Here is a 24,764-nt window from a genome sequence, read left to right on the forward strand (position 1 = left end):
TGTCGGCGGCGCCTGACCTCGACAGTCATGATGCGGCGGGCCTGACGGGTTTGAAAAACTTTACGCCGGCTGGCTGGAAAAAACCCGCGCGGTCAAAGGGGTATCCGAACGGCGTGCTAGACGTGATCCTCCGGCGTTAATCCTGTCGCAACCTTTCCCGCGGCTGCGCATTCCGGTTTCATTCCGTCTCCCAAGAGTTCAGGCCATGAAACAGCTATTCCCCATCGTCTTCGCCCTGATCCCGCTGGCCGCGATGATCGGGGCCTGCGTCACCTGCCCCTGAATACGTGGCATAGGACCGGTTGAGGTTTCCCCCGCCGTACACAGCAAAAAGGCCCGCCCGGATCGCTCCGGGCGGGCCTTTTCGTATTGGCCTGGAGAAGGCGAGGGGGTTAGCCCTGCGCCTCTTCCTCTTGGTCGCGCGGGGCTTCGGCGGTGGCGCCGGGCTCTGCGTTCGGATCGTAATCCTCGACGAAGCCAGCCTCGTCACGCTCGAACATCGACGACATCACGTCGACGCCCGAAGCCTGCATTTCGGCCTCTTCAGGCGAGCGGGCGACGTTGACCTTGACGGCCACCGACACCTCGGGGTGCAGCGATACCTTGACGGTATACAGGCCGATTGCCTTGATCGGCTTGTCGAGCACGATCGCCGACTTGCCGACCTTGTGACCGTCGGCCACCAGCGCGTCGACCAGATCGCGAACCGCGACCGAACCGTAGAGCTGACCGGTGTTCGACGCCTGACGGATCAGGGTCACGGTCGTGTCGTTGAAGGTCTTCGCTTCGGTCTCGGCATCGGCACGGCGCGATGCGTTGTCCGACTCGATCCGCGCACGGTTCGCTTCGAAAACCTTGCGGTTGGCTTCGTTCGAACGAAGCGCCTTCTTGTTCGGGAGAAGGAAGTTACGGGCATAGCCGTCCTTTACCTTCACCACGTCGCCGATGGCGCCGAGCTTTTCGACGCGCTCAAGCAGAATGACGTCCATGGGGGCGCTCCTTACTTAACGATGTAGGGCAGCAGGCCCAGATGACGCGCACGCTTGATGGCCTGGGCCAGTTCGCGCTGCTTCTTTGCGGCCACCGAAGTGATACGCGACGGGACGATCTTGCCACGCTCGGACACGAAGCCCTGCAGCAACCGGACGTCCTTATAGTCGATCCGGGGAGCGTCTTTGGCAGAGAACGGGCAGCTCTTGCGGCGGCGGAAGAATGGACGTGCCATGATTATTCAGCTCCCTCTTCGCGGTCACGACGGGGACCACGGTCCGGACGATCGCCGCGGTCAGGACGGCCCTCACGGCCACCTTCGCGGTCGCCACGACGCTCACGGTCGCGGTCCGACTTGCGCATCATCACGGTCGGGCCCTCTTCGAGCGTGTCGACCTTGACCGTCATGTAACGGATGATGTCTTCGTTGATCTGCGTCTGGCGCTCCAGCTCTGCGATCACGTTGCCCGGGGCATCGATCTCGAGCATGACGTAGTGCGCCTTGCGGTTCTTGGCGATCTTGTACGCCAGCGAACGCAGGCCCCAGTTCTCGGTCTTTACGACCCGACCTTCGTTGTCGTTCACGATCTTGGTGGCGATTTCCGCCAGAGCGTCCACCTGCGCCTGTGCCAGATCCTGGCGCGCAAGGAACACGTGCTCGTAAAGAGCCATGTCTTGTCCTTCGTCTTGGCCGATCGCTGATACACGCCCCATGCGTGCACCCCTCCGGCTGTCGTCTAGAATGCAAACAGGGGCGAGAGACGCGAATCTCTCACCCCGGTTGCGATGGCCCTTACCCGATTGGCGGGGAAAGGCAAGGTGTCGAAGGTGCTGGTGGCCCTTCTACCCCTCCGTCGTCCACCCCCTCCTCCGTCATCCTGACGAACGTCAGGATCCAGAGTAACGGAGCGCCGTCCTGGCTGACTCTGGATCCTGACGTTCGTCAGGATGACGGGGTCTATCGAGGACGGCGCGGGTCTCAGGACGACACGGTCTTACCGGAACGCGCCGCCACGCACCTGGACCACGTTGCCACGGCCGTTGATCAGCACCGCGTCATTGCCCGAGCGGACCCACTGGCTGCCACGCGGCGGTGCGGCGAGGCGATAGTTGCGGTACGTCGTGATCACGCGGTAGTTCTGCGCCTGGCGACGATCGAAGCGCTGGCCGGCGCGCCAGTTGCGATACTGGTTCGGGCGGACGACCGTCTTCTTGGTGACGACGGTGCGGCCATTGTTGTTCTGGCGCACGGTGGTCACTTCGCGGCGCTGCTGCGCTTCGGCCGGGGCGGCGGCGAGCAGCGGGCTCGCGACGAGGGTGGCGGCGAGTGCGCTGAGGATGAACTTCTTCATGGGTAATCTCCCGTTGAAACACGGCGCCGTTGCTGCGGCGTCCTCCATAATCTGGGGGCCGGTTGTCGCAGGCGCTTGTCGCAGGGACGGCGAAATGGTCGCAGTTTGTCGCAACCCCGGCGCCTTCGTTCAGGTTCGTGCGGTTGCAACTCGGGCCGCACCTTTCTAGTCCGCCCGCTTCAAAGAGGAGAGGTCATGCGCGCGTTCATCTTCCCCGGCCAGGGGAGCCAGTCGGTCGGCATGGGCAAGGCGCTCGCCGACGCCAGCAGCATCGCCCGTGACGTCTTCGCCGAAGTCGACGAGGCGCTCGGCCAGCACCTGTTCCGGCTGATGAGCGAGGGGCCGGCGGACGACCTGCTCCTCACCGAGAACGCACAGCCGGCGATCATGGCGAACGCGATCGCCACGTTGCGCGTCGCCGAGAAGGAAGGCGGTCTGCGGCTTGCCGACAAGGCCGATTATGTCGCGGGGCACAGCCTCGGCGAATATACCGCCTTGTGCGCCGCGGGCGCGCTCGACCTGTCGACCACCGCGCGGCTGCTCAAGCTGCGCGGCCGGGCAATGCAGGCGGCGGTACCGGTCGGCGAGGGGGCGATGGCCGCATTGCTCGGCGCGGATCTGGAGAAGGCGCAGCTGATCGCGGGCGCCGCGGTCGATTCGATCCTCGCCGAGGGCGGGCCCGAGCTGGTGTGCACGGTCGCCAACGACAATGATCCGTCGCAGGTGGTCATCTCCGGCCACCGCCGCGCGATCGAGAAGGCGATTGCGCTCGCCAAGGATCTAGGCGCCAAGCGCGCGGTCTTGCTCCCCGTCTCCGCGCCGTTCCACTGCCCGCTGATGCAGCCTGCGGCCGACGCGATGGAGGCGGCCTTGCTCGAGGCCGACCTGCGCGCGCCGCTGGTACCGGTGTTCGCCAACGTCGACGCGGTCGCGGTCGCAGAGCCAGGCGCGATCCGGCATCTGCTGGTGCGGCAGGTGACGGGCATGGTTCGCTGGCGCGAATCGGTGCTGGCGATGCACGCGGCGGGTGTTGGGCAGGTCGTCGAATTCGGCGGCAAGGTGCTCGGGCCCATGGTCAAGCGCATCGCCCCCGACGTCGAGACGGTCAGCGTCATCACGATGGACGACATCGAGGAATTGGTGAAGAAGATGTGATCACGCGGAGACGCGGAGCCGCGGAGAGAAGATTTGACAGAGATCGATCAGATCAGCGGTGATGTGCTCGATCTCTCACTCCGCATCCATCGCGACTTGGGACCGGGTCTGCTCGAAAGCGTCTACGAGCTGGTCCTTGCGGGCAAGCTTGCCAGTCTGGGTTACCATGTGGCGCGGCAGCGACCGGTAGACATCGAATTTGAAGGGATGCGCTTCGACGCGGCCTTTCGCATCGACCTCCTTGTCGACGGGCGCCTTCTCGTGGAAATCAAATCGGTCGAGCAACTGACCGCCGTCCACGGCAAGCAATTGCTCACCTATCTACGCCTCACCAGGCAGCCCGTGGGGTTGCTGATCAATTTCGGTGGCGCGACGCTCAAGGAAGGCGTGCGACGGATCGTCAACGACCATCGCCCCTCCGCGGCTCCGCGTCTCCGCGTGAACCAATCTACTGGAGATTAGAATGTTCGACCTCACAGGCATGACAGCCCTCGTTACCGGCGCATCGGGCGGGATCGGATCCGAGATCGCCAAGGCGCTCGCAGCCCAAGGCGCGCGGCTGGCGGTATCCGGGTCCAATGCCGACAAGCTGGAGGCGTTTCGCGCCAGCCTCGGTGGTGATCACGTGGCGCTGCCGTGCAACCTGTCCGATGGCGCCGCGGTCGACGCGCTCGTGCCGCAGGCGGTGGAAAAGCTCGGGAAGATCGATATCCTCGTCAACAATGCCGGCGTCACGCGCGACAATCTCGCGATGCGGATGAAGGACGAGGAGTGGGACAGCGTCATCCGCGTCAACCTCGAAGCCGCGTTCCGCCTCATGCGCGCCGCCGCCAAGCCGATGATGAAGGCACGTTTCGGCCGGATGATCTCGGTCACGTCGATCGTCGGTGTCACCGGCAATCCCGGCCAGGCGAACTATGCCGCGTCGAAGGCGGGGCTGATCGGCATGTCGAAATCGATGGCGCAGGAACTTGCCAGCCGCGGTATCACCGTCAACTGCGTCGCGCCGGGTTTCATCACCTCGCCGATGACCGACGCGCTGCCCGAGGCACAGAAGACCGCGCTGACGACGAAGATTCCGGCCGGCCGGCTGGGCGAGGGCGCGGATATCGGCGCGGCGGTCGTCTATCTCGCCAGTCGCGAGGCCGGGTACGTCACGGGGCAGACCGTGCACGTGAACGGCGGAATGGCGATGATCTGACGCGCAATCGCGTGGAGTGAGCGCCTAACCCGATGAACTGACGCTTGCCACGAAACGGACCCCGTTCTACGGGCGTTCAGGAACTGTCAAAAACCCCCAAAGATAGAGGGAACGAACATGAGCGAGACCGCAGACCGCGTGAAGAAGATCGTCGTCGAGCATCTCGGCGTCGAAGCCGACAAGGTGACCGAAGATGCGAGCTTCATCGACGATCTGGGTGCCGACAGCCTCGACATCGTCGAGCTGGTCATGGCGTTCGAGGAAGAATTCGGCGTCGAGATCCCTGACGATGCGGCCGAGAAGATCGCCACCGTCAAGGACGCGATCACCTATATCGACGAGCACAAGGCCTGATCAGGGCCTGAGGTCCGAGCCTTCGGACCTGCCCTGATGGGTTTGATCTGAGCGGCTCCCCGTCCTTGGGCTAAGAGGGCGGGGAGCCGTTTCGTTTTGAAAGCTTACGGAGTTTGAGGTCATGCGGCGTGTCGTCGTAACCGGGCTAGGCCTGGTCACCCCCCTGGGGGCCGATGTTGAAACGGCTTGGGCGAACATTCTCGCCGGCAAGTCGGGGGCTGGCCCGATCACGCGCTTCGACGCGTCCGATCAGGTCTGTCGGATCGCCTGCGAGGTGAAGCCGGCCGATCACGAATATGGCTTCGATCCGGGCAAGCGCGTGGACCACAAGGTCCAGCGGCAGGTCGATCCGTTCATCATCTACGGCATCGACGCCGCGGGCCAGGCGCTCGAAGACGCCGGCCTGACCGAGATGACGGTCGAGGAAAGCTGGCGCGCGGGCGTGTCGATCGGTTCGGGCATCGGCGGTCTGCCGGGGATCGAGAGCGAATCGATCGTTCTTCACACCAAGGGGCCGCGCCGCGTCTCTCCGCACTTCGTCCACGGCCGGCTGATCAACCTGATCTCGGGTCAGGTCTCGATCAAATACGGGTTGCGCGGGCCGAACCACGCGGTTGTCACCGCCTGCTCGACCGGTGCGCATGCGATCGGCGATGCCGCGCGGATGATCGCGATGGACGATGCCGATGTGATGCTCGCGGGCGGCGCGGAAGGCACGGTCTGCCCGCTCGGCATCGCCGGGTTCGCGCAGGCTCGCGCGCTGTCGACCAACTTCAACGATTCGCCCGAAAAGGCGTCGCGTCCCTATGACAAGGACCGCGACGGCTTCGTGATGGGCGAGGGCGCGGGCGTTGTGGTGCTCGAGGAATATGAGCATGCCAAGGCGCGCGGCGCGAAGATCTATGCCGAAGTGATCGGCTATGGCCTTTCGGGCGACGCGTATCACGTGACCGCGCCGCATCCAGACGGCGACGGCGCGTTCCGCTCGATGCAGATGGCGATCAAGAAGTCGGGCCTCAAGCTCGAGGACATCGACTACATCAACGCGCACGGCACCTCGACGCCGCTCGGCGACGAGCTCGAACTCGGCGCGGTGCGTCGTCTATTCGGCGATGCGATCTCGGGCCTGTCGATGTCGTCGACCAAGTCTGCGATCGGCCATCTGCTCGGCGGCGCCGGCGCGGTCGAGAGCATCTTCTGCATCCTCGCGCTGCGCGACCAGATCGTCCCGCCGACGCTGAACCTCGACAATCCGAGCGACAGCTGCGTGGGGGTCGACCTCGTCCCGCACGTCGCCAAGAAGCGCGAAGTCCGTGCGGTGCTGAACAACTCGTTCGGCTTTGGCGGGACCAATGCCTCGCTGGTGATGACGCTGGTCAAGTAACCGCTGCGCCCCGGCGAAGGGTCACCCATCGAAGTAATACTTCGATGGGGCCCAAGGTCGGGGTCCAGTTGGGTGAATGGTGCTTTTATCGGAGGGCCTGCCCAACTGGGCCCCGGCCTTCGCCGGGGAACTTTAATGCGCAAGGTCGGCTGTTTCGGAGTGATCCTCGCCCTCGTGGCGATCGTCGCGCTGTTCCTCGTCGTCCAGGGTTGGGGCGGCGCCGGCCCGGCCGCGCGCACGCTCACCGTCCAGGTGGCGCAAGGGTCGAGCCTCGCCGCCGCCGCGACCGAGCTCGAAAAGGCCGGCGCGATCCGCTCCGCCAGCCGCTTCCGACTCTACACCCGCATCTTCGGCTCGGGCGATCCGATCAAGGCGGGCGAATACCGCATCCCGCCACATCTGAGCCAGTCGGACATCCTCAAGCTGCTGCAGGGCGGCAAGACGCTCCAGCGGCTGGTGGTGGTGCCCGAGGGCTATCCGTCGGTGCTCGTCCATGATGCGCTGATGAAGGCCGATGGGCTCACCGGGACGGTAGCGGTCCCGGCCGAGGGATCGGTGCTTCCCGACAGCTACGCCTTCCAGCGCGGCGACACGCGCGCGTCGGTCGTGGCGGGTATGCAGAGCGCGATGACGCGGTACCTCGCCAAGGCTTGGGCCGCGCGCAAGCCGGGCATCGCGGTATCGACCCCGGCCGAGGCGATCATCCTCGCGTCGATCGTCGAGAAGGAAACGGGCAAGCCGTCGGAGCGCCGGATGGTCGCGGCGGTGTACGGCAATCGCCTGCGGAACGGCATGCCGCTTCAGGCGGACCCGACCGTGATCTACCCGATCACCAGGGGGCGCCCGCTGGGCCGGCGTATCCTGCGGTCCGAGCTGCGCGCGAAGAACGGGTATAACACCTATGCGAGTGCGGGGCTGCCGGCGGGGCCGATCGCCAATCCCGGCCGCGCGTCGATCGATGCGGTGCTGGACCCGGCACAGACCAACGCACTGTATTTCGTCGCGGACGGCACCGGCGGCCATGTGTTTGCCGACACGCTCGACCAGCACAACGCCAACGTCCGCAAATGGTACGCCATCCGCAAGGCCCGCGGCGAGATGTAATCGCCCCCTCGGCGCCTGACAGCATGGCGACGGGTCGCTCAGCCACCCCGTTCGTCCCGAGTAGCTGCTGAGCGAAGTCGAAGCGGCGTATCGAGGGACAATTGGCGCACGGGCCCCCTCCGTCGATACCCCCTCTTCGGATAAGCGGTGCTTCGATACGAGCCCTCGATACGCCCCATCGGGGCTACTCGGTCTCTACTCGGCACGAACGGGAAGGGGGGGACGTGGGCACCAGTGCCGCACGTCCGATCCTTACCCCCGCAACGCGTTGGCCGCGCGCGCCTTCATCTCGATCTCCGCCATCGTGCCGCCGGTGACCCAGCTCCCACCGACGCACAGCACCGGCTTGAATGCGAGCCACTCGGGTGCGCTGGCTTCGGTGATCCCACCGGTCGGGCAGAAGCGCGCCTGATAAAAGGGTGCGGCCAACGCCTTCAGCGCCTTCAGCCCACCGCTCGCCTCCGCCGGGAAGAACTTGAAATGCGTGAGGCCGAGGTCGAGCCCGGTCATGATGTCGGCGGCATTGGCGATGCCCGGCAGGAACGGCACGCCGCTTTCGATGATCGGCGTCGCGAGCCGTTCGGTGAGTCCCGGCGAGACAATGAACTCGGCGCCCGCGTCCATCACTTCGCCGAACTGGCGCGTGTTGACGACGGTGCCCGCGCCGACGATCGCGCCCTCCACCTTCTTCATCTCAGCGATCGCCTCGAGCGCGGCGCCGGTGCGCAGCGTCACCTCGAGCACGCGAAGCCCGCCCGCGACCAGCGCCTCGGCGAGCGGACGCGCCAGCGCGGCATCCTCGATCACCAGCACCGGAATGACGGCGCTGGTCTGCATGATGTCGACGATCGTGGGGGTCGTGGTCATTGGGTGTGCTCCTGCGCGAAGGCGGCCGCGGCGCCGAACAGGCCGGGCTGGGGATGGGTGATGAGCTTGACGGGCATCGCCGCCATCATCGTCTGGAACCGGCCCTTGGCGACGAAGCGCTGGTCGAAGCCCGAGCGGATCAGGCGATCCTTGATCCGGAAGCCGAGCCCGCCCGCGATCACGACCGCCTTGGCGCCCTGCGCGAGCGCGAGATCGCCCGCGACCGCGCCAAGTGCGAGGCAGAAACGGTCGAGCGCCGCGAGCGCGATCGAATCGGTGCCGTCGATCGCCTCGGTCCAGATCGTCCGGTCGTCGCGGCTGGGGACCGAGCGGCCCTCCATCTCCGCGAGCGTCTCGTAGATCGCGACGATCCCCGGCCCGGCGACGACGCGCTCGGCCGACACGCGGGTGAAGGTCTTGCGCAACCGCTTGAGCAACGCATCCTCGATCCCGTCGAGCGGCGCGAAGTCCATGTGGCCGCCCTCGGTTTCGAGCACCTGATAGCGGTTCTTGTGACGCAGCACCTGCGCGACGCCGAGCCCCGTGCCCGGACCACAGACCGTGGTGATTCCCTCGGCGGGGAGCGGGGTATCGGGACCGCAGAGGTGGATGAAGTCGCTGTCGGGCACCTGCGCGACCGCATGGCCGACCGCGCCGAAATCGTTGACCACCACCCACTGGTCCGCGTTCAGCCGCTCGGTGATCAGCGACTTGCGGATGATCCACGGATTGTTGGTCAGCCGGATCACGTCGTTGGCGACCGGCGACGCGACCGCGATGCCCAGCGCGCGGGGCAGGGGCCGTCCCAGCCCCGCCTCGAACGCCTGATAGGCGGTCTGCAGCGACGCGTGGTCGGCGGTCTTCATCGTCACCGGCTCGCCGAGCGTCACGACGCGGCCATTCTCGACCTCGGCGATCGCGAAGCGCGCATGCGTTCCGCCGATATCTGCCGCTACGATTTCCATGTCATCACTCCTGAATCCTGCCGTTCAACCCGAGTAGCCGTCGCGCCTGTCGATACGGGCTCTCGACTTCGCTCGATCCCTCCTCGGGACGAACGGATCTATTAAAGTCCCGCGCCCGCCAGCATCGCCGACGCGCCCTTCTCGGCCTCGTCGGCCAGCCCGCGGAACATGCCGAACAGCTCGCGGCCCATGCCGCTGACCGCGGGGGGCAACGTCACCATCTCGCGCGTCGCCCACACGTCCGCGTCGACCAGCGCCTCGAGCGTGCCGTTCACCGCATCGACTCGGATCATGTCGCCGTCGCGGATCAGCCCGATCGCGCCGTCGAGCAGCGCCTCGGGCGAGCAATGGATCGCGCACGGCACCTTGCCGCTCGCGCCCGACATGCGCCCATCGGTGACCAGCGCCACCTTGAATCCGCGATTCTGCAGCACGCCGAGCGGCGGCGTCAGCTTGTGCAGCTCGGGCATGCCGTTCGCGCGCGGCCCCTGGAAGCGGACGACGACGACGACGTCCTTTTCCAGCTCGCCGCGCTTGAACGCCTCGATCACGTCGAGCTGGTCGTCGAACACCATCGCGGGCGCCTCGACGATCCAGCGATCGCGCTCGACCGCGGACACCTTGATGCACGCGCGGCCGATATTGCCCGCGAGGATCCGCATGCCGCCATCCGCCGAGAACGGCGCGGTGGCGGGGCGCAGGATCGTCTCGTCACCGCTGTCGGGCGTGTCGCGCCATTCGAGCGCGCCGTCCGCGACGACCGCGGTCTTCGCATAGGCCGACAGGTCCTGCCCGCCGATCGTCATGATGTCGCCGTGGAGCAGGCCTTCGCTCAGCAGTTCGCGGATCACATAGGGCATGCCGCCCGCCGCCTCGAACGCGTTCACGTCCGCCGAGCCATTGGGATAGACGCGCGCGATCAGCGGCACCGCCGCCGACAGGCGATCGAAATCCTCCCAGTCGATCACGATCCCCGCCGCACGCGCGATCGCGGGGACGTGGAGCAGGTGGTTGGTCGACCCGCCCGTCGCGAGCAGGCCGACCGCCGCATTGACGATCGCGCGCTCGTCGACACAGCGGCCGAGCGGCCGGTAGTCGTCGCCGCGCGCGCCGATCTTGGCGAGCCTATGCACCGCCGCGCGCGTCAGTTCCTGGCGCAGCTTGGTGCCCGGATTGACGAACGCCGCGCCCGGCATGTGGAGGCCCATGACCTCCATCATCATCTGGTTGGTGTTGGCGGTGCCGTAGAAGGTGCAGGTACCCTTCGAATGATAGGCGCCGATCTCCGCCTCGAGCAGTTCCTCGCGGCCGACCAGCCCTTCGGCGAACTTCTCGCGCACCGCGGCCTTGGCCTTGTTGGGCAGCCCGGTCGGCATCGGCCCGCCCGGGATCAGCACCATCGGCAGATGCCCGAAGCGCAGCGCGCCCATCAGCAGTCCCGGCACGATCTTGTCGCAGATGCCGAGCAACGCCGCGCCCTCGAACGTGCCGTGGCTCAGCGCGATCGCCGTGCTCAGCGCGATCGTGTCGCGGCTGAACAGCGACAGCTCCATCCCCGGATAGCCCTGCGTCACGCCGTCGCACATCGCCGGCACGCCGCCCGCGACCTGCGCGGTGGCGCCGGCCTCGCGCGCCCAGACCTTCATCAGTTCGGGATAGCGGTAATAGACCGCATGCGCCGACAGCATGTCGTTATACGCCGTCACGATGCCGATGTTCATGCCGGCATCGGCCTTCATCGCATCGCGGTCCTCCTCGGTCCCCGCATAGGCGTGCGCGAGATTCGCGCAGCCCAGCGACGGCCGGCGCACCTGCGCCTCGCCCTCGCGGTCGATCAGCGCGAGATAGGCGGCGCGGCTGTCGCGCGACCGTTCGATGATCCGGTCGGTGACCGCGGAGACGACGGCGTTCAGCATCTCAGGCGGCCCAGTGGATGTCGACGGGCAGCTCGACCTCGGCCAGCACGCGCCCGATCGGATATTTGGACGACGGACCCTGCTCGATCGCCTGTTCGAGCAGCGTCTTCTTCTCCTCGCCGGTGATCATGATCATCAGCGCCTTGGACGAAGCGATCGCCGCCGCGGACAGGGTGACGCGCGCCACAGGCGCCTCGGGGGGCAGCGGCTCGGGCATCACGCCCACCGCGCGGCGTTCCTTGGGACCGCTCAGCGCCTCGTCGAAATCGGGGCCGGGGAAGATCGACGCGGTATGGCCGTCGGTACCCATGCCGAGCAGGCAGAAGTCGAGCGGCCAGTGCAGGTCCTGCATCAGCGCATCCGCCGAGCGGGCAGCGGCCTTATAGTCGGAGATCGCATCGGGGACGATCGGCTTTACGCGTGCGCCCTTGGGCAGGAAGATCTTGGCGAGCGCGGTGACGTTCGACAGCGGATCGCCCAGCTTCACGATCCGCTCGTCGCCGGGGATGATCGTGACCTTCTTCCAGTCGAGCTTGGCCTGGGCGAGCTTCTCATACGCCGCCATCGGCGTCTTGCCGCCCGCCAGCGCGATCACCGCCGAGCCGCGCGCGTCGAGCGCACTCTCGATGACGAACTGGATATCGCCGGCAACGGCGTTGGCGAGTTCTTCGGAATCCTCGTAATCCCACCATTCGATCTCGGTCATATGCTCAAACTCACTCAGTAATTATTGTTCGTGCCCCGACGGTACCGTTCGTGCCGGGTAGGGATCGAGCGAAGCCGAAAGCCCGTATCGAGGTACAATGCCACAAGCGGGCCAATCCCTCGATACGCCATCTCGACAAGCTCGATGACTACTCGGGACGAACGGACTTTAGGGGTGCGTTCGTCACGTTCGAAGAAAACTCAGTCGTCCTGCCAGGTCACGCCGTCGCGCTCGGTCAGCGCGATCGCGGCGGACGGGCCCCAGCTGCCCGACGGATAGCTTTTGGGCTTCATTCCATTGGCTTTCCAGCCCTCGCGGATCGCATCGATCCACGTCCATTGCGCCTCGACCTCGTCGCGGCGCACGAACAGCGTCTGGTCGCCCTCGATCAGGTCGAGCAGCAGGCGTTCATAGGCGATCCGCCGGCGGGTACCCGCAAATTCCGCATCGAGGCTAAGGTTCAGCGGCACCTCGCGAAGGCGGACGCCCTCGCGGTCGAGACCCGGTTCCTTGGCCATCACCAGCAGCTGGACATATTCCTCGGGCTGGAGGCGGATGATCAGCATGTTCGGCTGCAGCAGACCGCCGCGCCCCGCGAACATCGAATGCGGTACCGACTTGAACTGGATCGCGATCTCGCTGCGGCGGGCGGCCATGCGCTTGCCGGTGCGCAGATAGAAGGGAACGCCGCGCCACCGCCAATTGTCGACATGCGCCTTGATTGCGACGAACGTCTCGGTGGTCGACGCTTCGCCGAGCTCGTCGGCATAGCTTTTCACGAACTTCCCGTTCACCGCGCCTTCGCCATATTGGCCGGTGACCGTCACGTGCGGCACCTCCTCGGGCTTGATGAGGCGGAGCGAGCGGAACACCTTCGACTTCTCGTCGCGGACGTCGGTACCCTCGAACCGCGCGGGCGGCTCCATCGCGATCAGCGCCAGCAGCTGGAGGATATGGTTCTGGACCATGTCGCGCAGCGCGCCCGCGCTTTCATAATAGCCGGCACGTTCCTCGAGGCCCACGGTCTCCGAGATCGTGATCTGGACGTTGTCGATCCCCTGCGCATTCCAGACGGGCTCGAAGAACGAATTGCCGAAGCGCAGCGCGAGGATGTTCTGGACGGTTTCCTTGCCGAGATAATGATCGATCCGGTAGGTCCGCTCCTCGGGGAAGGCCCGGGCGACCGCGTCGTTGATCTCGCGGCTGGTGTCGAGGTCGTAGCCGAGCGGCTTTTCGAGACCGACGCGCACCGTCTCGCCCGCAAGCCCGACCTTGTGCAGGCCTTCGATCGCCGATTCGAACAGCGAGGGTGCGGTTGAGAGATAGATCGCAAGACCGCCGGAAATGTCGCCGATCTTGTCCGCGAGCGGCTGGAACGCGGCGGGATCGGACAGGTCGGTCGGCTGGTAATGGATGCGCTCGAGGAACGACGCGATCGCGGTCTCGTCCTTGCGGTCGTCGGACAGGAACTCGCCGAGCGCCTTTTCGGCGAACGCGCGGTACTGCGTATCGTCATATTCGTGGCGCGCGGCACCGGTGATCGTCAGCTCCTCGGGCAACAGCCCGTCGGCGTGAAGGCCATAAAGCGACGGCAGCAGCATGCGCTGCGCGAGATCGCCGGTGGCGCCGAACAGGAGCAGCTTGGCTACGGGATTACGATGCATGGAAGCTCCTGAACTGCCCGGTCAGAAGACCAGGCCGGCGACCGGGTCGACCCCGGCCATGATGTTGAGGTTCTGGACTGCGGCGCCGCCGGCACCCTTGCCCAGATTGTCGAGCGTCGCGATCAGCCGCGCATGGCCGACCGCGTCGTTCCCGCACACCCTCAGCGTAAGCCGATCGGTGCCGGCATTCTCCTCGATCTCGACCGCGCCAGCGTCACCGGCGGCGATGTTGACGAGCGTCGATCCCTCGAACGCGGCGCGCAGTACGTCCTCGATGGCCGCGAGCGAGGGGCGGCCGGGCAGGGCATGCAGGTGCAGCGGCACCTCGACCACCATGCCGCGATACGCGTTGGCGACCGCGGGTGCAAAGATCGGGGCATGCGTCAGCCCGGCGTGCTGCGTCATCTCGGCGATGTGCTTGTGCGCGAGACCGAGTGCATAGGCGCGGAACGCGGTAGTCGCGCCGCCAGCCTCGAACTCGGCGATCATCGACTTGCCGCCACCCGAATAGCCCGATGCGGCATTGATGCTCAACGGCAGGTCCGCGGGGATCAGCCCGGTGGCAACCAGCGGCGCGACCAGCGCGAGGAAACCGGTCGGGTAGCAGCCTGGATTGGCGACGCGCGCGGCGTTCGCGATCCGCTCCGCCTGTCCCGGAAGTTCCGGAAAGCCATAGGTCCAGCCCGGCGCGACGCGATGCGCGCTCGACGCATCGATCACGCGCGTGCGCGGGTTGTCGATCAACGCCACCGCTTCGCGCGCGGCATCGTCGGGCAGGCAGAGAATGACGAAATCGGCGTCGTTCAGCGCCTGACGACGGGCCTCGGGATCCTTGCGGCGCTCTTCGGGCAGCAATGCGATCGCCAGATCGATGCGACCCGCCAACCGGTCGCGGATTTCGAGCCCGGTGGTACCGACCGCCCCATCGATGAAGACCGTCGCGCTCATGCCGCCACCGCCGCCGGCGCTGCCTGATCGATCGCATCGAGATCGACATAACCGACCAGCCCGCTTGGCCGCGCAACGCCCCAGGCGGACTTGCCCGCGATCTCGAGCACTTCGATCGTGTCGCCGCTATTGAGCGTTGCCATTGGTGCACTGTCGCCGTCGCGCGCGCTGCGCAACGTCACCGGGCGGGCGACGGTACGCGGCATGGGAACGGCGTAATGCGGCGCGAAAACGAGCTCGGCGAGGCGGATGTCGGCAATGTCGCGCCGTACCGCGTGCGTCCGCGGGTCGAGCTCGACCGACCGCCCCGTCAGCGCAAAGCTCTGCCGGGGCGAATCAACGGCGTCCCGGCGCGGCGAGACGGTGTCAGGCTTATGCTGCGTGGGGCTGGGCGTCGTTATCGCCGATGAATTGCCCGAATTCTTCAAGAAACACTGCCCCTTCGCTGGTCCGTGCGACAAAGATGTTGCGCTTGTCGCTATCGTCGCGTTGCCGGCGCAGATAGCCGAGGGCACCCAACCTGTTCAAGGCGCGCGTTACGACGGGCTTCGATACGTTCAGTGCACGCGCCAGACCGCGCACGGTATGCGGGCCGGGTTTGAGGTAGACGAGCAGGAGGAGCGCCATCTGGCGATTGGTCAGATCAGGTTCACCCGACCGGACATAATCAACCAAAGCCGTCATCCAGGTTGATAGGGTATTGACTGCCATTGATGCCACAGCGTTGATCCGCCATCTGAATATTAAGCACGATGCTCATCCAAGAGCGTCATTACGGTGTCACAACGCCCGCCCTCGCGGCTTGTTTCCGTGGTTTCGGGCCCATGGTGCGATATGCGGAGCCCGGGTTGCGGTTGATCGTTGCCGCTGACTCGCCTATGTGCGCGCCTTCGCAAAAGTTCCGGGGTTTTCCGCGCAATGTTCGCCTTTCTGCTTGTCATCCACGCGATCATCGCGGCGGCCCTTGTCACCGTGATCCTCATGCAGCGCTCGGAAGGCGGCGGTCTGGGCATGGGCGGCAGCCCGGCGGGGCTGATGTCGGCACGAGGCGCGGCGGATTTCCTGACGCGTGCGACCGGTGTCCTCGCGACGATGTTCGTGCTCTTCTCGATCCTGCTCGCGGTGCTTGCCGCGAATCACCGCACCAGCGAGATCGATACCTCGCTGGCACGCACGCCAGCCGCAGCGGCCACCGCGGTCCCGACCGCGCAGCCCAAGGGCGACGCCGCGCCGTTCGCCGGTGGTGCCGAGAATGCGGGCGTCGCTGCGCCGGCCCCGGCCGACAACGGCGCCGTCCCGCTAGCCAACTAAACACTCCATTCGCCGACAAAAGGCCCCTGCGTGATCCGCGGGGCTCTTGTCGTTCGTCCCCAACACACGCTACGAGACTCTTCCCATGGCTCGGTACATTTTCATCACCGGGGGCGTGGTATCGTCGCTCGGTAAAGGTCTCATGGCGGCATCGCTTGCCGCCCTCCTCCAGGCACGCGGCTACAGCGTCAGGATCCGGAAGTTCGATCCGTATCTGAACGTCGATCCCGGCACGATGTCGCCCTATCAGCACGGCGAGGTCTATGTGACCGACGACGGGGCCGAGACCGATCTCGACCTCGGTCACTATGAACGCTTCACGGGCGTGCCCTCGCGCCAGTCGGACAACGTCACCTCCGGCCGCATCTATCAGCAGATCATCGCCCGCGAACGCCGCGGCGACTATCTCGGCGCGACGGTGCAGGTCATCCCGCACGTCACCGACGCGATCAAGGCGTTCGCGCGCGCCGAGACCGACGATGTCGACTTCGTGCTCTGCGAGATCGGCGGCACCGTCGGCGACATCGAATCGCTCCCCTTCATCGAGGCGATTCGCCAGCTGAAGAACGAGGAAGGGCGCGGCAAGGCGATCAGCATCCACGTGACGCTGGTCCCCTATATCGCCGCCGCGGGCGAGCTGAAGACCAAGCCGACGCAGCATTCGGTCCGCGAACTCGCAGCGCTCGGCGTCCAGCCCGACGTGCTCGTGTGCCGCTGCGAGCACCCGCTGCCGCCGTCCGAGCGCGCCAAGATCGCTTTGTTCTGCAATGTGCCCGCCAGCGCGGTCATCCCCGCGCTTGACGCGAAGAGCATCTACGGCGTGCCGCTTCAGTATCACGGCGAGGGCCTCGACATCGAAGTGCTCCGCGCGTTCGGGATCGAGCCTGCCGAGGCACCCGATCTGTCGCGCTGGACCGAGATCATGGACCGGCTGACCAATCCGCAAGGGGAAGTCACGATCGGCGTGGTCGGCAAATATGTTGGCCTGCAGGACGCGTACAAGTCGCTCAACGAGGCACTGGTCCACGGCGGAATCGCAAACCGCGTCAAGGTCAACGTCCGCTGGATCGACGCCGAGCTGTTCGAGAATGCCGAGAGCGACATCGCCGGCCAGCTCGAGCCGTGCGACGCGATCCTCGTCCCCGGCGCATTCGGCGAGCGTGGTGCCGAGGGCAAGATCGCCTCGGTCAAGTTCGCGCGTGAGCGCAAGATCCCGTATTTCGGGATCTGCTTCGGGATGCAGATGGCGTGCGTCGAGGGCGCACGCGACCTGAGCGGCGTGCCAAACGCCTCGTCGACCGAATTCGGCCCGACCGACGAGCCCGTGGTCGGCATGATCACCGAATGGATGGGTCGCGAGGGGCTCGAGACGCGCGCGGCGGAGGGTGATCTCGGTGGTACGATGCGACTCGGTGCCTATGACGCCAAGCTCGCGGGCAACAGCGTCGTCGCGTCGATCTATGGCGGCACCGAGATCTCCGAACGTCACCGTCATCGCTACGAGGTCAACACCGGGTACAAGGAAGCGCTCGAGCGCGGCGGCCTCGTCTTCTCGGGCATGTCGCCCGACGGTACGCTCCCAGAAATCGTCGAGCGGCCCGACCACCCCTGGTTCGTCGGCGTCCAGTTCCACCCGGAACTGAAGAGCAAGCCCTTCGACCCGCATCCGCTGTTCGCCAGCTTCATCGAAGCCGCCGTGAAGCAGAGCCGCCTGGTCTGAACCGCAGTGGGCGCCCCCCAAAGGGCGCCCACGAAAGCGAAGTATTGATCACGAGAAGGCGCAAAGGCGCCGAGGGACCCAAATCCAGGCGCCACCCTCATAAGATCCCAAAATCTTCGCGCCTTCGCGCCTCCGCGCGAACTTTTCTACACTCCGAACCCCAGACACAATAAAGGCGCCCGGACCCAAGAGTCCGGACGCCCAACAGCCCTAAGCAACGTCGTTCAGGCGGCTTGGTCGATCGCCGCCGGATCCGCGCTCGCGTCGACCGCAGCCAGCGGCGCGCCGGTCTTGATCGCGATGCTCTTGGGCTTCATCGCCTCGGGCACTTCGCGGACCAGATCGATCACCAGCAGGCCGTCTGCAAGCCGCGCGTCGTGCACCAGAACGAAGTCGGCGAGCTCGAAGCGCCGCTCGAACGAACGGTTGGCGATGCCGACATGGAGCAACTGTCCTTCGGGCGCCTTCTCGTCCTTCTTGCCCGACACCAGCAACAGGTTCTGCTGCGCGGTGATCGCGATCTCGTCGCGCGCGAAACCAGCGACCGCGAGCGTGATCCGATAGCGGTCCTGCGCGATGCGTTCGAGATTGAACGGGGGATAATTGTCGGACGATGCAGCGCGCGCGTTCGTCTCGATCATGTCGAACAGCCGGTCGAAACCCACGGTCGAGCGGCGATAGGGGGTAAGGTCGAGTCGCATGGTCAAATCCTCGTCTTGAGCAATCCAACAAAAGCCCATGTCCGCCTGTGCGCGACCTGGGCGCGCAGCCCGTCTGGCACTGCACGGTGCAGATCTGGGATCGCGTCCGGATCCGTCAAGAGGGCGAAATCCCCGCGACCAGGGGAAAATTATCCGCGTCGATAGGCACGCTTTCCCGGGGCCAAGCCGAATCGCGTTGAACGTCCACCAAATCAGTAGACTTTAACGGGGACGGCTCAGGGGAAATCACGGAATGTCGATAACATTAGCGTTTCTACTCGCGGCGCAGGCGGCCGTACCCGTCCAACCTGCGCCCGATTCGGCCCAGTCCACACCCACCGACGCGGCGGGGCAGTCGCGTGACTCCACCCGCGAGACCGGACGGCTCGGCACCGCGCAGCAGGGCGGGGGGGACATCGTCGTCACCGCGCGTCGTCGCGCCGAGACGATCCAGAGCGTCCCCATCGCGATCTCGGTTATCGGCGGGCAGGCGATTGCCGACACCGGCGCGTACAATGTCAACCGCATCACGCAGCTCCAGCCGACGCTGCAATTCTATTCGACCAATCCGCGTAACTCGGCCGCCAACATCCGCGGTCTCGGCGCGCCGTTCGGGCTGACCAACGACGGGATCGAGCAGGGCGTCGGCATCTATGTCGACCAGGTCTATTACAGCCGCATCGCCTCGGCGACGTTCGACTTCACCGATACCGAGCGGATCGAGATTCTGCGTGGCCCGCAAGGCACGTTGTACGGCAAGAACACCACCGCGGGCGCGATCAACATCTATACGCGCAAGCCCAGCTTCACCCCCGAGGCGCGGATCGAGCTGACCGCTGGCAATCTGCAGTTCGTCCAGGCAAAGGCGTCGGTGTCGGGGCCGCTGGTCGACGACAGGCTTGCGATCCGGCTCTCGTCGTCGATCACGCGCCGCAACGGGACGATCGAGAACGTCCGCACGGGCAAGGACGTCAACGCGCAGGACAATCAGAGCCTGCGGGGGCAGCTCTACTGGCATGCGACGGGCAATCTCGATCTGACGCTGTCGGGTGACTACAACCACCAGGACCCCGATTGCTGCGCGCAGATCTTCGCGCGTGTCGGCAAGACGCAGCGGCCGACCGCGCGTCAGTACGACGCGCTTGCGGCCGCGTTCGGCTATGCGCCGCCATCGCGCGACGCGTTCGACCGCGTCACCGATCTCGATACCCCGCTGCGTGCCCGGCAGGAACTGGGCGGCGCCTCGCTGCTCGCCGAATGGGATCTGGGTGCGGTGTCGCTGACGTCTGTCTCCGCGTGGCGGTTCTGGGACTGGAAGCCGTCGAACGACCGCGACTTCATCGGCCTGCCGATCACCACCGTGTCGGCGAACCCGTCGCAGCAGGAACAGGTCAGCCAGGAGCTTCGCCTGTCGTCCAACGGTCGCAACACCGTCGATTACGTCGCGGGGCTGTTCTACTTCCACCAGACGATCGATACCCAGGGATTGCAGGTCCAGGGCCCCGCCGCGAGTCGCTATCTGCTCAACCCGACCAGCGCGAACGCGTCGAACCCCGCGGTGCTCAACGGGCTTACCTCGGTGAACACGATCGGGTTCGAGAACACGTCGGCCGCGGGGTTCGGCAAGCTGACGTGGCACGTCACCGACAAGCTGTCCTTCGCACCCGGCGTCCGCGTCAATTATGACAAGAAGACGGGCTCCTACGTATCGGTCGTGACGACCGGCGCGGGCGCGGTGCTGAATTGCTCGACCGCGGCGCAGGGGGCGAGTTCGGTCGTCCGCGACCAGTGCGGCACGCTCGCGCCACAGGTCTACACCCCCGATTTCGACGACTGGAATGTGTCGGGCGATGCGACGCTCGCCTATGACGTCGCGCAGGACATTCACGCCTATGCGACCTATGCGCGGAGCTACAAATCGGGTGGCATCAACCTGTCGGGGCTCCCGCTCGACGGCGCGAACAACCCGATCCTCGCCTCGGCGACGGTCAAGCCGGAGACCGTCAACCACTATGAGCTGGGGCTGAAGACGCAGTTTCTCGATCGTCGCGTGACGCTCAACCTCGCGGGCTTCTGGACCGAGATCAACGACTACCAGGCGACCGTCACCAACGGGCAGCTGGGGGTGCTTCGCGGCTATCTCGCGAATGCGGGCAAGGTCCGGACGCGCGGGTTCGAATTCGACTCGGCGTTCCGCCCGACCTCGCGGTTCAACGTCTATGCCAACGGTGCCTATACCGACGCCAAATATGTCCGCTTCGTCGACGCGCCGTGTCCGCCCGAGCTCTCCGGCGGGTCGGCACCGACCGCGACCAGCCCTGCGGCGCCTGCGGGCACCGGCACCGTCAGCCCGTCGAACTGTAACATCTCGGGTCAGCGGCTGCCCGGCATCTCGAAATGGGCGTTTTCGTACGGGGCGGAATACGACCTGCCGGCCCGGATCGGTGATCTCGATGGTCAGGTCTATCTCGGCTATGACGGAAGCTATCGCTCGACCTTCTCCTCCAACCCGTCGCCCTCTGCCTATACCAACATCAAGGGCTATGCGCTCAGCAACTTCCGCCTCGGCTTCCGTGGCGAGGACCGGCTGAACGTATTCGCCTGGGTCCGCAACGCGTTCGGCAAGGACTATTACGAACTCCTTGCGCTGCAGTCGGGCAGTACGGGGCTGATCGTCGGCCAGCCGGGCGATCCGCGCACTTACGGCGTCACGGTATCGCGGTCGTTCTGATGCGGTTCAGCAAGGATATGCAAAGGAATCCCCTCTAAGGGGGGCGCCGGGCGGGAAGTGAGATCCGGAAGCTCCCGCTTTCCGCCCGGCAACTAATCTACGATGATGAAGTACAGCCCAAGTCCAGAACTGTCCCGGACAAGCAAACGCCCGGACCGTTGCCGATCCGGGCGCCTGCGTGACGATCGCTCGTCAGCCCCCATTTTTTCGCTTCCGCTCAGCACCTTGGGTGCGGCGTAGAAGCATTCCCCGAACCACGGCCGTTGCCTGTGTCTCAGCGAGGTTTTTGCTAAATACTTACAGGGGGTTTGTCACCCTGTTTGCGGGCGGCACCACACGATTGGATCGGTGCTGTGTCGAATCCGCAACAGACCAATCTAGCCATGCGCGCTCAGGGGCTGAGCGGATAGCGGGTGGGCGGAGTGGTTGCCTAGCGCCGGGCCGCGTCCTAGAGCCGCAGGACTGTCTTTTCTAACGATCGAACCCCCGCACCCATGATCCTGTCACGCTATGAACGGATGATCGCCCGGCGCTATCTGCTGCCGGGCAAGGGCGAGGCGTTCATCTTCCTCGTCGCCTCGATCAGCCTCGTCGCCGTCATGCTCGGCGTCGCCGCGCTCGTCATCGTGATGAGCGTGATGAACGGCTTCCGCGCCGAGCTGTTCGACAAGATCGTCGGCCTCAACGGTCATGCGGTGGTACAGCCGCTCGGCGGCCGGATGCCCGACTGGCGCGAGATCGTCGCACAGGCGCGCGCCACCCCCGGCGTCACCAGCGCGGTGCCGCTGATCGAACAGCCGCTCGCCGCGACCTATAACGGCCGCGCGGAGGCGGTGCTGGTCCGCGGCATGCGCGTCGACGACATCCGCCGCAACCCGACGATCCAGGACAAGGTGCTGATGGGGTCGCTCCAGTCGATCACGCAAGGGTCCGGCCGGATCGCGATCGGCTCGCGGCTCGCCGAGTCGCTCGGCGCGCAGGTCGGCTCGGACATCTCGCTGTTCAGCCCGCAGGGGCAGACCACGCCGTTCGGCACCGTGCCGCGCATCGTCAGCTACAAGGTCGGCGCAATCTTCGAGATCGGCGTCTACGACTATGACAAGGCGTACATCATCATGCCGATCGAGGATGCGCAAACGCTCCTCCTGATGGGCGACGCCGCGGGCATGGTGGAGCTGAAGACCGTCGATGCGGACAAGGTCGGCGAGATCCTGAGGCCGCTCGCCGAGAAGATCGGCGGCCGCGCGGTCATCCAGGACTGGCGGACGATGAACGCGCAGCTGTTCGAGGCTTTGGCGGTCGAGCGTGTCGCGATGTTCACCGTGCTGTCGATCATCATCCTCGTCGCGGTCTTCAACATCCTGTCGTCGCTGATCATGCTGGTCCGCGCCAAGACGCGCGACATCGCGATCCTGCGGACGATGGGCGCGACGCGCGGCGGGCTGATGCGGATCTTCATCGTCGTCGGCACGACGATCGGCGCACTCGGCACGCTCGCCGGGCTCGGGCTCGGCTTCGTCTTCCTGTTCTATCGGCAGGGGGTGGTGAACTTCGTCCAGCTCGTGACGGGGCAGAATCTCTGGGATCCCTCGATCCGCTATCTGACCGAACTCCCGTCCAAGACCGATCCCGTCGAGATCATCGTGATCGCGCTGATGGCGCTGATCTTCAGCTTCCTCGCCACGCTCTATCCGGCCTGGAAGGCGGCGAGTACCGACCCCGTGCAGGTGCTGCGTTATGAATAATGGCCTTCCGATCGAGCGGCGCAGCGCGCAGGCGTACGACTATGTCCTGCAGACCAGCGGTCTGACCAAAAGCTTCACGCAGGGCGGCGCGACGATCGACGTGCTGCGCGGCATCGACCTCGGAATCGCACCGGGCGAGATCGTCGCGCTGCTCGGCCCCTCGGGCTCGGGCAAGTCGACGCTGCTCCAGGCGGTCGGGCTGCTGGAAGGTGGCTTCCAGGGATCGATCAAGATCGCCGGCACCGAGGCGTCGAAGCTCAACGCGCATGAGCGCACGGTCGTGCGGCGTGACAGCCTCGGCTTCGTCTACCAGTTCCATCATCTGCTCCCCGATTTCAACGCGACCGAGAATGTCGTCCTGCCGCAGCTCGTCCATGGCGCGACGCGCGCGCAGGCGGATGCGCGCGCGGCCGAACTGCTGACCCAGCTCGGGCTCGGCCACCGCCTCACGCACCGCCCCAGCCAGCTCTCGGGCGGCGAGCAGCAGCGCGTCGCGGTCGCCCGCGCGCTCGCCAACAAGCCCGCGCTCGTGCTGGCTGACGAGCCGACCGGCAATCTCGACGAACATACCGCGGACATCGTCTTTGCCGAATTCGTCCGGCTGGTCCGCGAGCAGGGTACCGCCGCGCTGGTCGCGACCCACAACGAGCGGCTCGCCGCGCGGATGGACCGCGTGTTCCGGCTGCACGAGGGCCGGCTGGCTTGAGCTGGGACGCGACACCGACGCTCGTCGGGCGTCACGTCACGCTCCGCCCGCTGGTCGCGGCGGACAAGGACGCGCTGGTCGCCGCCGCGTCTGCGGATAATCTCTGGGACCTGTTCTACGCCAATGTCGCGCTGATGAAGGCCCCCGACCGCTGGCTCGCGGCGGCGTTCGAGCAGCAGGATTTTGGCCGCGCGCGGGTCTTCGCGGTGGTGGTGGACGGCATCGTCCGCGGCAGCACCCGCTTCATGCGGATGAGCGCGGCGAACCGGCGGCTCGAGATCGGCGGCACCTTCTACGCCACCGCGGTCCAGCGCACGGGCGTCAACACCGAGGCCAAGCGGATGCTGCTGACCCATGCGTTCGACACGCTCGGCTGCGAATGCGTCCAGATCCGCACCGACAGCCTCAACAAGCGCTCACAGGCCGCGATCGAGCGGCTCGGCGCCAAGCGCGACGGGGTGCTGCGCGGGCACCAGGTGATGGCCGACGGCCGCTTGCGCGATACCGTCGTGTACAGCATCCTGCGCCACGAATGGCCGGGCGTCCGTCAGAACCTGACCTATCTGCTCGCCCGACACGAGGACCGCGCATGACCATCACCGACTTCACCGTGAAGGCCGCCAACGGCACCCCCGCGTCGCTCGCGGCCTATGCCGGCAAGGTGCTGCTGATCGTCAACACCGCCTCGAAATGCGGCTTCACCCCGCAATATGAGGGGCTCGAGGCGCTCCACCGCGACTATGCCGACCGTGGGTTCGAGGTGCTGGCCTTCCCCTGCAACCAGTTCGGCGGGCAGGAGCCGGGCGACGCGGCGGAGATCGCGAATTTCTGTTCGCTGACCTACGACGTGACGTTTCCGGTGTTCGCGAAGGTGGACGTCAACGGTGGGGAGGCGGATCCGTTGTTCGAGAGGCTGAAGGCGGATGCGCCGGGCGTGCTCGGGTCGAAGGCGATCAAGTGGAACTTCACCAAGTTCCTCGTCGACCGGGAGGGCAATGTGGTCGATCGGTACGCACCCACGACCAAGCCTGCGGACATTCGGACGGATATCGAGAAGCTGCTCTAACGCGCCGTCACCCCTCGCACCGCCACCCCGGCGAAGGCCGGGGCCCAATTGGAAAGGTCGCAGTAACGAAGCGCACCCTCCGCCACCACCGTCCCCCAATTGGACCCCGGCCTCCGCCGGGGTGGTGCTTGAGGGGATAAGGCTCGCAACCGAAGAAGCGTGTCCCCCCGCGAAGGCG

26 protein-coding genes are annotated in these 24,764 nt (G+C 66.0%); 13 read left to right on the forward strand and 13 right to left on the reverse strand.

Features of this window, described 5'->3' with window-relative positions; translation table 11 throughout:
* Positions 1–392: 392 nt before the first annotated feature.
* The 4 genes from rplI to ASE72_RS13350 form a co-directional block, all read right to left on the reverse strand.
* Positions 393–989: a 50S ribosomal protein L9 gene (rplI, locus tag ASE72_RS13335; RefSeq protein WP_056021874.1), complete on the reverse strand. Its 597-nt coding sequence runs from the start codon at positions 987–989 to the stop codon at positions 393–395.
* Between the two features lie 11 nt (positions 990–1,000).
* Positions 1,001–1,225, reverse strand: coding sequence for a 30S ribosomal protein S18 (gene rpsR, locus ASE72_RS13340; RefSeq protein WP_031393978.1), 225 nt, complete (start codon positions 1,223–1,225; stop codon positions 1,001–1,003).
* 2 nt (positions 1,226–1,227) lie between these two features.
* Positions 1,228–1,662: a 30S ribosomal protein S6 gene (rpsF, locus tag ASE72_RS13345; protein ID WP_031393977.1), complete on the reverse strand. Its 435-nt coding sequence runs from the start codon at positions 1,660–1,662 to the stop codon at positions 1,228–1,230.
* Between the two features lie 323 nt (positions 1,663–1,985).
* The gene (locus ASE72_RS13350) at positions 1,986–2,342 is read right to left on the reverse strand and encodes an RcnB family protein (protein WP_056021876.1); all 357 of its coding nucleotides are present in this window, start codon (positions 2,340–2,342) and stop codon (positions 1,986–1,988) included.
* Positions 2,343–2,537: 195 nt separating this feature from the next.
* Between ASE72_RS13350 and fabD the strand changes: the two genes are divergently transcribed.
* The 6 genes from fabD (at position 2,538) to mltG (ending at position 7,540) form a co-directional block, all read left to right on the forward strand.
* On the forward strand, positions 2,538–3,497 hold the full coding sequence (gene fabD / locus ASE72_RS13355) for an ACP S-malonyltransferase (RefSeq protein WP_056021879.1): 960 nt from the start codon (positions 2,538–2,540) through the stop codon (positions 3,495–3,497).
* A gap of 33 nt (positions 3,498–3,530) precedes the next feature.
* Positions 3,531–3,959 carry a GxxExxY protein gene (locus ASE72_RS13360; RefSeq protein ID WP_056021882.1) on the forward strand — a complete coding sequence of 143 codons (429 nt, stop codon included), beginning with the start codon at positions 3,531–3,533 and terminating at the stop codon, positions 3,957–3,959.
* A 1-nt stretch (position 3,960) separates the two neighbouring features.
* On the forward strand, positions 3,961–4,698 hold the full coding sequence (gene fabG / locus ASE72_RS13365; RefSeq protein WP_056021885.1) for a 3-oxoacyl-[acyl-carrier-protein] reductase: 738 nt from the start codon (positions 3,961–3,963) through the stop codon (positions 4,696–4,698).
* A gap of 117 nt (positions 4,699–4,815) precedes the next feature.
* The gene (locus ASE72_RS13370) at positions 4,816–5,052 is read left to right on the forward strand and encodes an acyl carrier protein (protein WP_031393971.1); all 237 of its coding nucleotides are present in this window, start codon (positions 4,816–4,818) and stop codon (positions 5,050–5,052) included.
* A gap of 121 nt (positions 5,053–5,173) precedes the next feature.
* On the forward strand, positions 5,174–6,436 hold the full coding sequence (gene fabF, locus ASE72_RS13375; RefSeq protein ID WP_056021888.1) for a beta-ketoacyl-ACP synthase II: 1,263 nt from the start codon (positions 5,174–5,176) through the stop codon (positions 6,434–6,436).
* Between the two features lie 135 nt (positions 6,437–6,571).
* Entirely contained in the window at positions 6,572–7,540 is a 969-nt protein-coding gene (mltG, locus tag ASE72_RS13380; protein ID WP_056021890.1) for an endolytic transglycosylase MltG, read from the forward strand.
* Between the two features lie 252 nt (positions 7,541–7,792).
* On the opposite strand, the gene eda is transcribed toward mltG, so the two are convergent.
* The 8 genes from eda to ASE72_RS13420 form a co-directional block, all read right to left on the reverse strand.
* Positions 7,793–8,407, reverse strand: coding sequence for a bifunctional 4-hydroxy-2-oxoglutarate aldolase/2-dehydro-3-deoxy-phosphogluconate aldolase (eda, locus tag ASE72_RS13385; protein ID WP_056021893.1), 615 nt, complete (start codon positions 8,405–8,407; stop codon positions 7,793–7,795).
* Positions 8,404–9,372 carry a glucokinase gene (gene glk, locus ASE72_RS13390; protein WP_056021896.1) on the reverse strand — a complete coding sequence of 323 codons (969 nt, stop codon included), beginning with the start codon at positions 9,370–9,372 and terminating at the stop codon, positions 8,404–8,406. Before glk ends, eda begins: the two co-directional genes overlap by 4 nt.
* A 101-nt stretch (positions 9,373–9,473) precedes the next feature.
* Positions 9,474–11,288 carry a phosphogluconate dehydratase gene (edd, locus tag ASE72_RS13395; protein WP_056021900.1) on the reverse strand — a complete coding sequence of 605 codons (1,815 nt, stop codon included), beginning with the start codon at positions 11,286–11,288 and terminating at the stop codon, positions 9,474–9,476.
* 1 nt (position 11,289) lies between these two features.
* Positions 11,290–11,994 (reverse strand): 6-phosphogluconolactonase, encoded by a 705-nt coding sequence (gene pgl, locus ASE72_RS13400; RefSeq protein ID WP_056021903.1) that lies wholly within the window; start codon positions 11,992–11,994, stop codon positions 11,290–11,292.
* 200 nt (positions 11,995–12,194) lie between these two features.
* Complete coding sequence (gene zwf, locus ASE72_RS13405) at positions 12,195–13,658, reverse strand: glucose-6-phosphate dehydrogenase (RefSeq protein ID WP_056021906.1); 1,464 nt, start codon at positions 13,656–13,658, stop codon at positions 12,195–12,197.
* 21 nt (positions 13,659–13,679) lie between these two features.
* Entirely contained in the window at positions 13,680–14,606 is a 927-nt protein-coding gene (argC, locus tag ASE72_RS13410) for an N-acetyl-gamma-glutamyl-phosphate reductase (protein ID WP_056021909.1), read from the reverse strand.
* The gene (locus ASE72_RS13415; RefSeq protein WP_235532348.1) at positions 14,603–15,034 is read right to left on the reverse strand and encodes an SH3 domain-containing protein; all 432 of its coding nucleotides are present in this window, start codon (positions 15,032–15,034) and stop codon (positions 14,603–14,605) included. The genes argC and ASE72_RS13415 overlap by 4 nt, the downstream gene beginning before the upstream one ends.
* Positions 14,979–15,290, reverse strand: coding sequence for a MarR family transcriptional regulator (locus ASE72_RS13420; protein ID WP_056021912.1), 312 nt, complete (start codon positions 15,288–15,290; stop codon positions 14,979–14,981). The genes ASE72_RS13415 and ASE72_RS13420 overlap by 56 nt, the downstream gene beginning before the upstream one ends.
* Positions 15,291–15,524: 234 nt before the next feature.
* On the opposite strand from ASE72_RS13420, the gene secG reads away from it, so the two are divergent.
* A complete protein-coding gene (gene secG, locus ASE72_RS13425; RefSeq protein WP_056021915.1) occupies positions 15,525–15,917 on the forward strand; it encodes a preprotein translocase subunit SecG in 393 nt (130 codons plus the stop codon).
* A gap of 85 nt (positions 15,918–16,002) precedes the next feature.
* On the forward strand, positions 16,003–17,637 hold the full coding sequence (locus tag ASE72_RS13430; RefSeq protein ID WP_056021917.1) for a CTP synthase: 1,635 nt from the start codon (positions 16,003–16,005) through the stop codon (positions 17,635–17,637).
* A 224-nt stretch (positions 17,638–17,861) separates the two neighbouring features.
* Here ASE72_RS13430 and ASE72_RS13435 read toward each other — a convergent pair whose 3' ends face one another.
* Complete coding sequence (locus ASE72_RS13435; RefSeq protein ID WP_056021919.1) at positions 17,862–18,338, reverse strand: Hsp20 family protein; 477 nt, start codon at positions 18,336–18,338, stop codon at positions 17,862–17,864.
* A gap of 253 nt (positions 18,339–18,591) precedes the next feature.
* On the opposite strand from ASE72_RS13435, the gene ASE72_RS13440 reads away from it, so the two are divergent.
* From ASE72_RS13440 to ASE72_RS13460, 5 genes are all read left to right on the forward strand, one after another.
* A complete protein-coding gene (locus ASE72_RS13440; protein ID WP_056021922.1) occupies positions 18,592–21,069 on the forward strand; it encodes a TonB-dependent receptor in 2,478 nt (825 codons plus the stop codon).
* Positions 21,070–21,563: 494 nt separating this feature from the next.
* Positions 21,564–22,814: a lipoprotein-releasing ABC transporter permease subunit gene (locus ASE72_RS13445; RefSeq protein ID WP_056021925.1), complete on the forward strand. Its 1,251-nt coding sequence runs from the start codon at positions 21,564–21,566 to the stop codon at positions 22,812–22,814.
* A complete protein-coding gene (locus ASE72_RS13450) occupies positions 22,807–23,520 on the forward strand; it encodes an ABC transporter ATP-binding protein (protein WP_042467156.1) in 714 nt (237 codons plus the stop codon). Before ASE72_RS13445 ends, ASE72_RS13450 begins: the two co-directional genes overlap by 8 nt.
* Positions 23,517–24,113, forward strand: a complete 597-nt coding sequence (locus tag ASE72_RS13455) for a GNAT family N-acetyltransferase (RefSeq protein WP_056021928.1) — start codon at positions 23,517–23,519, stop codon at positions 24,111–24,113. Before ASE72_RS13450 ends, ASE72_RS13455 begins: the two co-directional genes overlap by 4 nt.
* Positions 24,110–24,586 (forward strand): glutathione peroxidase, encoded by a 477-nt coding sequence (locus ASE72_RS13460; protein ID WP_056021930.1) that lies wholly within the window; start codon positions 24,110–24,112, stop codon positions 24,584–24,586. The genes ASE72_RS13455 and ASE72_RS13460 overlap by 4 nt, the downstream gene beginning before the upstream one ends.
* The last annotated feature ends 178 nt before the right edge of the window (positions 24,587–24,764 follow it).

Origin of the sequence: Sphingomonas sp. Leaf20, from assembly GCF_001421535.1 — a bacterium.
Classification (GTDB): Bacteria; Pseudomonadota; Alphaproteobacteria; order Sphingomonadales; family Sphingomonadaceae; genus Sphingomonas.

Coding starts and splice junctions, on each gene's coding strand:
- rplI (WP_056021874.1), bottom strand. CDS start 989: ATGGACGTCATTCTGCTTGAGCGCGTCGAAAAGCTCGGCGCCATCGGC.
- rpsR (WP_031393978.1), bottom strand. CDS start 1,225: ATGGCACGTCCATTCTTCCGCCGCCGCAAGAGCTGCCCGTTCTCTGCC.
- rpsF (WP_031393977.1), bottom strand. CDS start 1,662: ATGGCTCTTTACGAGCACGTGTTCCTTGCGCGCCAGGATCTGGCACAG.
- ASE72_RS13350 (WP_056021876.1), bottom strand. CDS start 2,342: ATGAAGAAGTTCATCCTCAGCGCACTCGCCGCCACCCTCGTCGCGAGC.
- fabD (WP_056021879.1), top strand. CDS start 2,538: ATGCGCGCGTTCATCTTCCCCGGCCAGGGGAGCCAGTCGGTCGGCATG.
- fabG (WP_056021885.1), top strand. CDS start 3,961: ATGTTCGACCTCACAGGCATGACAGCCCTCGTTACCGGCGCATCGGGC.
- ASE72_RS13370 (WP_031393971.1), top strand. CDS start 4,816: ATGAGCGAGACCGCAGACCGCGTGAAGAAGATCGTCGTCGAGCATCTC.
- fabF (WP_056021888.1), top strand. CDS start 5,174: ATGCGGCGTGTCGTCGTAACCGGGCTAGGCCTGGTCACCCCCCTGGGG.
- mltG (WP_056021890.1), top strand. CDS start 6,572: ATGCGCAAGGTCGGCTGTTTCGGAGTGATCCTCGCCCTCGTGGCGATC.
- eda (WP_056021893.1), bottom strand. CDS start 8,407: ATGACCACGACCCCCACGATCGTCGACATCATGCAGACCAGCGCCGTC.
- glk (WP_056021896.1), bottom strand. CDS start 9,372: ATGGAAATCGTAGCGGCAGATATCGGCGGAACGCATGCGCGCTTCGCG.
- edd (WP_056021900.1), bottom strand. CDS start 11,288: ATGCTGAACGCCGTCGTCTCCGCGGTCACCGACCGGATCATCGAACGG.
- pgl (WP_056021903.1), bottom strand. CDS start 11,994: ATGACCGAGATCGAATGGTGGGATTACGAGGATTCCGAAGAACTCGCC.
- zwf (WP_056021906.1), bottom strand. CDS start 13,658: ATGCATCGTAATCCCGTAGCCAAGCTGCTCCTGTTCGGCGCCACCGGC.
- argC (WP_056021909.1), bottom strand. CDS start 14,606: ATGAGCGCGACGGTCTTCATCGATGGGGCGGTCGGTACCACCGGGCTC.
- ASE72_RS13420 (WP_056021912.1), bottom strand. CDS start 15,290: ATGACGGCTTTGGTTGATTATGTCCGGTCGGGTGAACCTGATCTGACC.
- secG (WP_056021915.1), top strand. CDS start 15,525: ATGTTCGCCTTTCTGCTTGTCATCCACGCGATCATCGCGGCGGCCCTT.
- ASE72_RS13430 (WP_056021917.1), top strand. CDS start 16,003: ATGGCTCGGTACATTTTCATCACCGGGGGCGTGGTATCGTCGCTCGGT.
- ASE72_RS13435 (WP_056021919.1), bottom strand. CDS start 18,338: ATGCGACTCGACCTTACCCCCTATCGCCGCTCGACCGTGGGTTTCGAC.
- ASE72_RS13440 (WP_056021922.1), top strand. CDS start 18,592: ATGTCGATAACATTAGCGTTTCTACTCGCGGCGCAGGCGGCCGTACCC.
- ASE72_RS13445 (WP_056021925.1), top strand. CDS start 21,564: ATGATCCTGTCACGCTATGAACGGATGATCGCCCGGCGCTATCTGCTG.
- ASE72_RS13450 (WP_042467156.1), top strand. CDS start 22,807: ATGAATAATGGCCTTCCGATCGAGCGGCGCAGCGCGCAGGCGTACGAC.
- ASE72_RS13460 (WP_056021930.1), top strand. CDS start 24,110: ATGACCATCACCGACTTCACCGTGAAGGCCGCCAACGGCACCCCCGCG.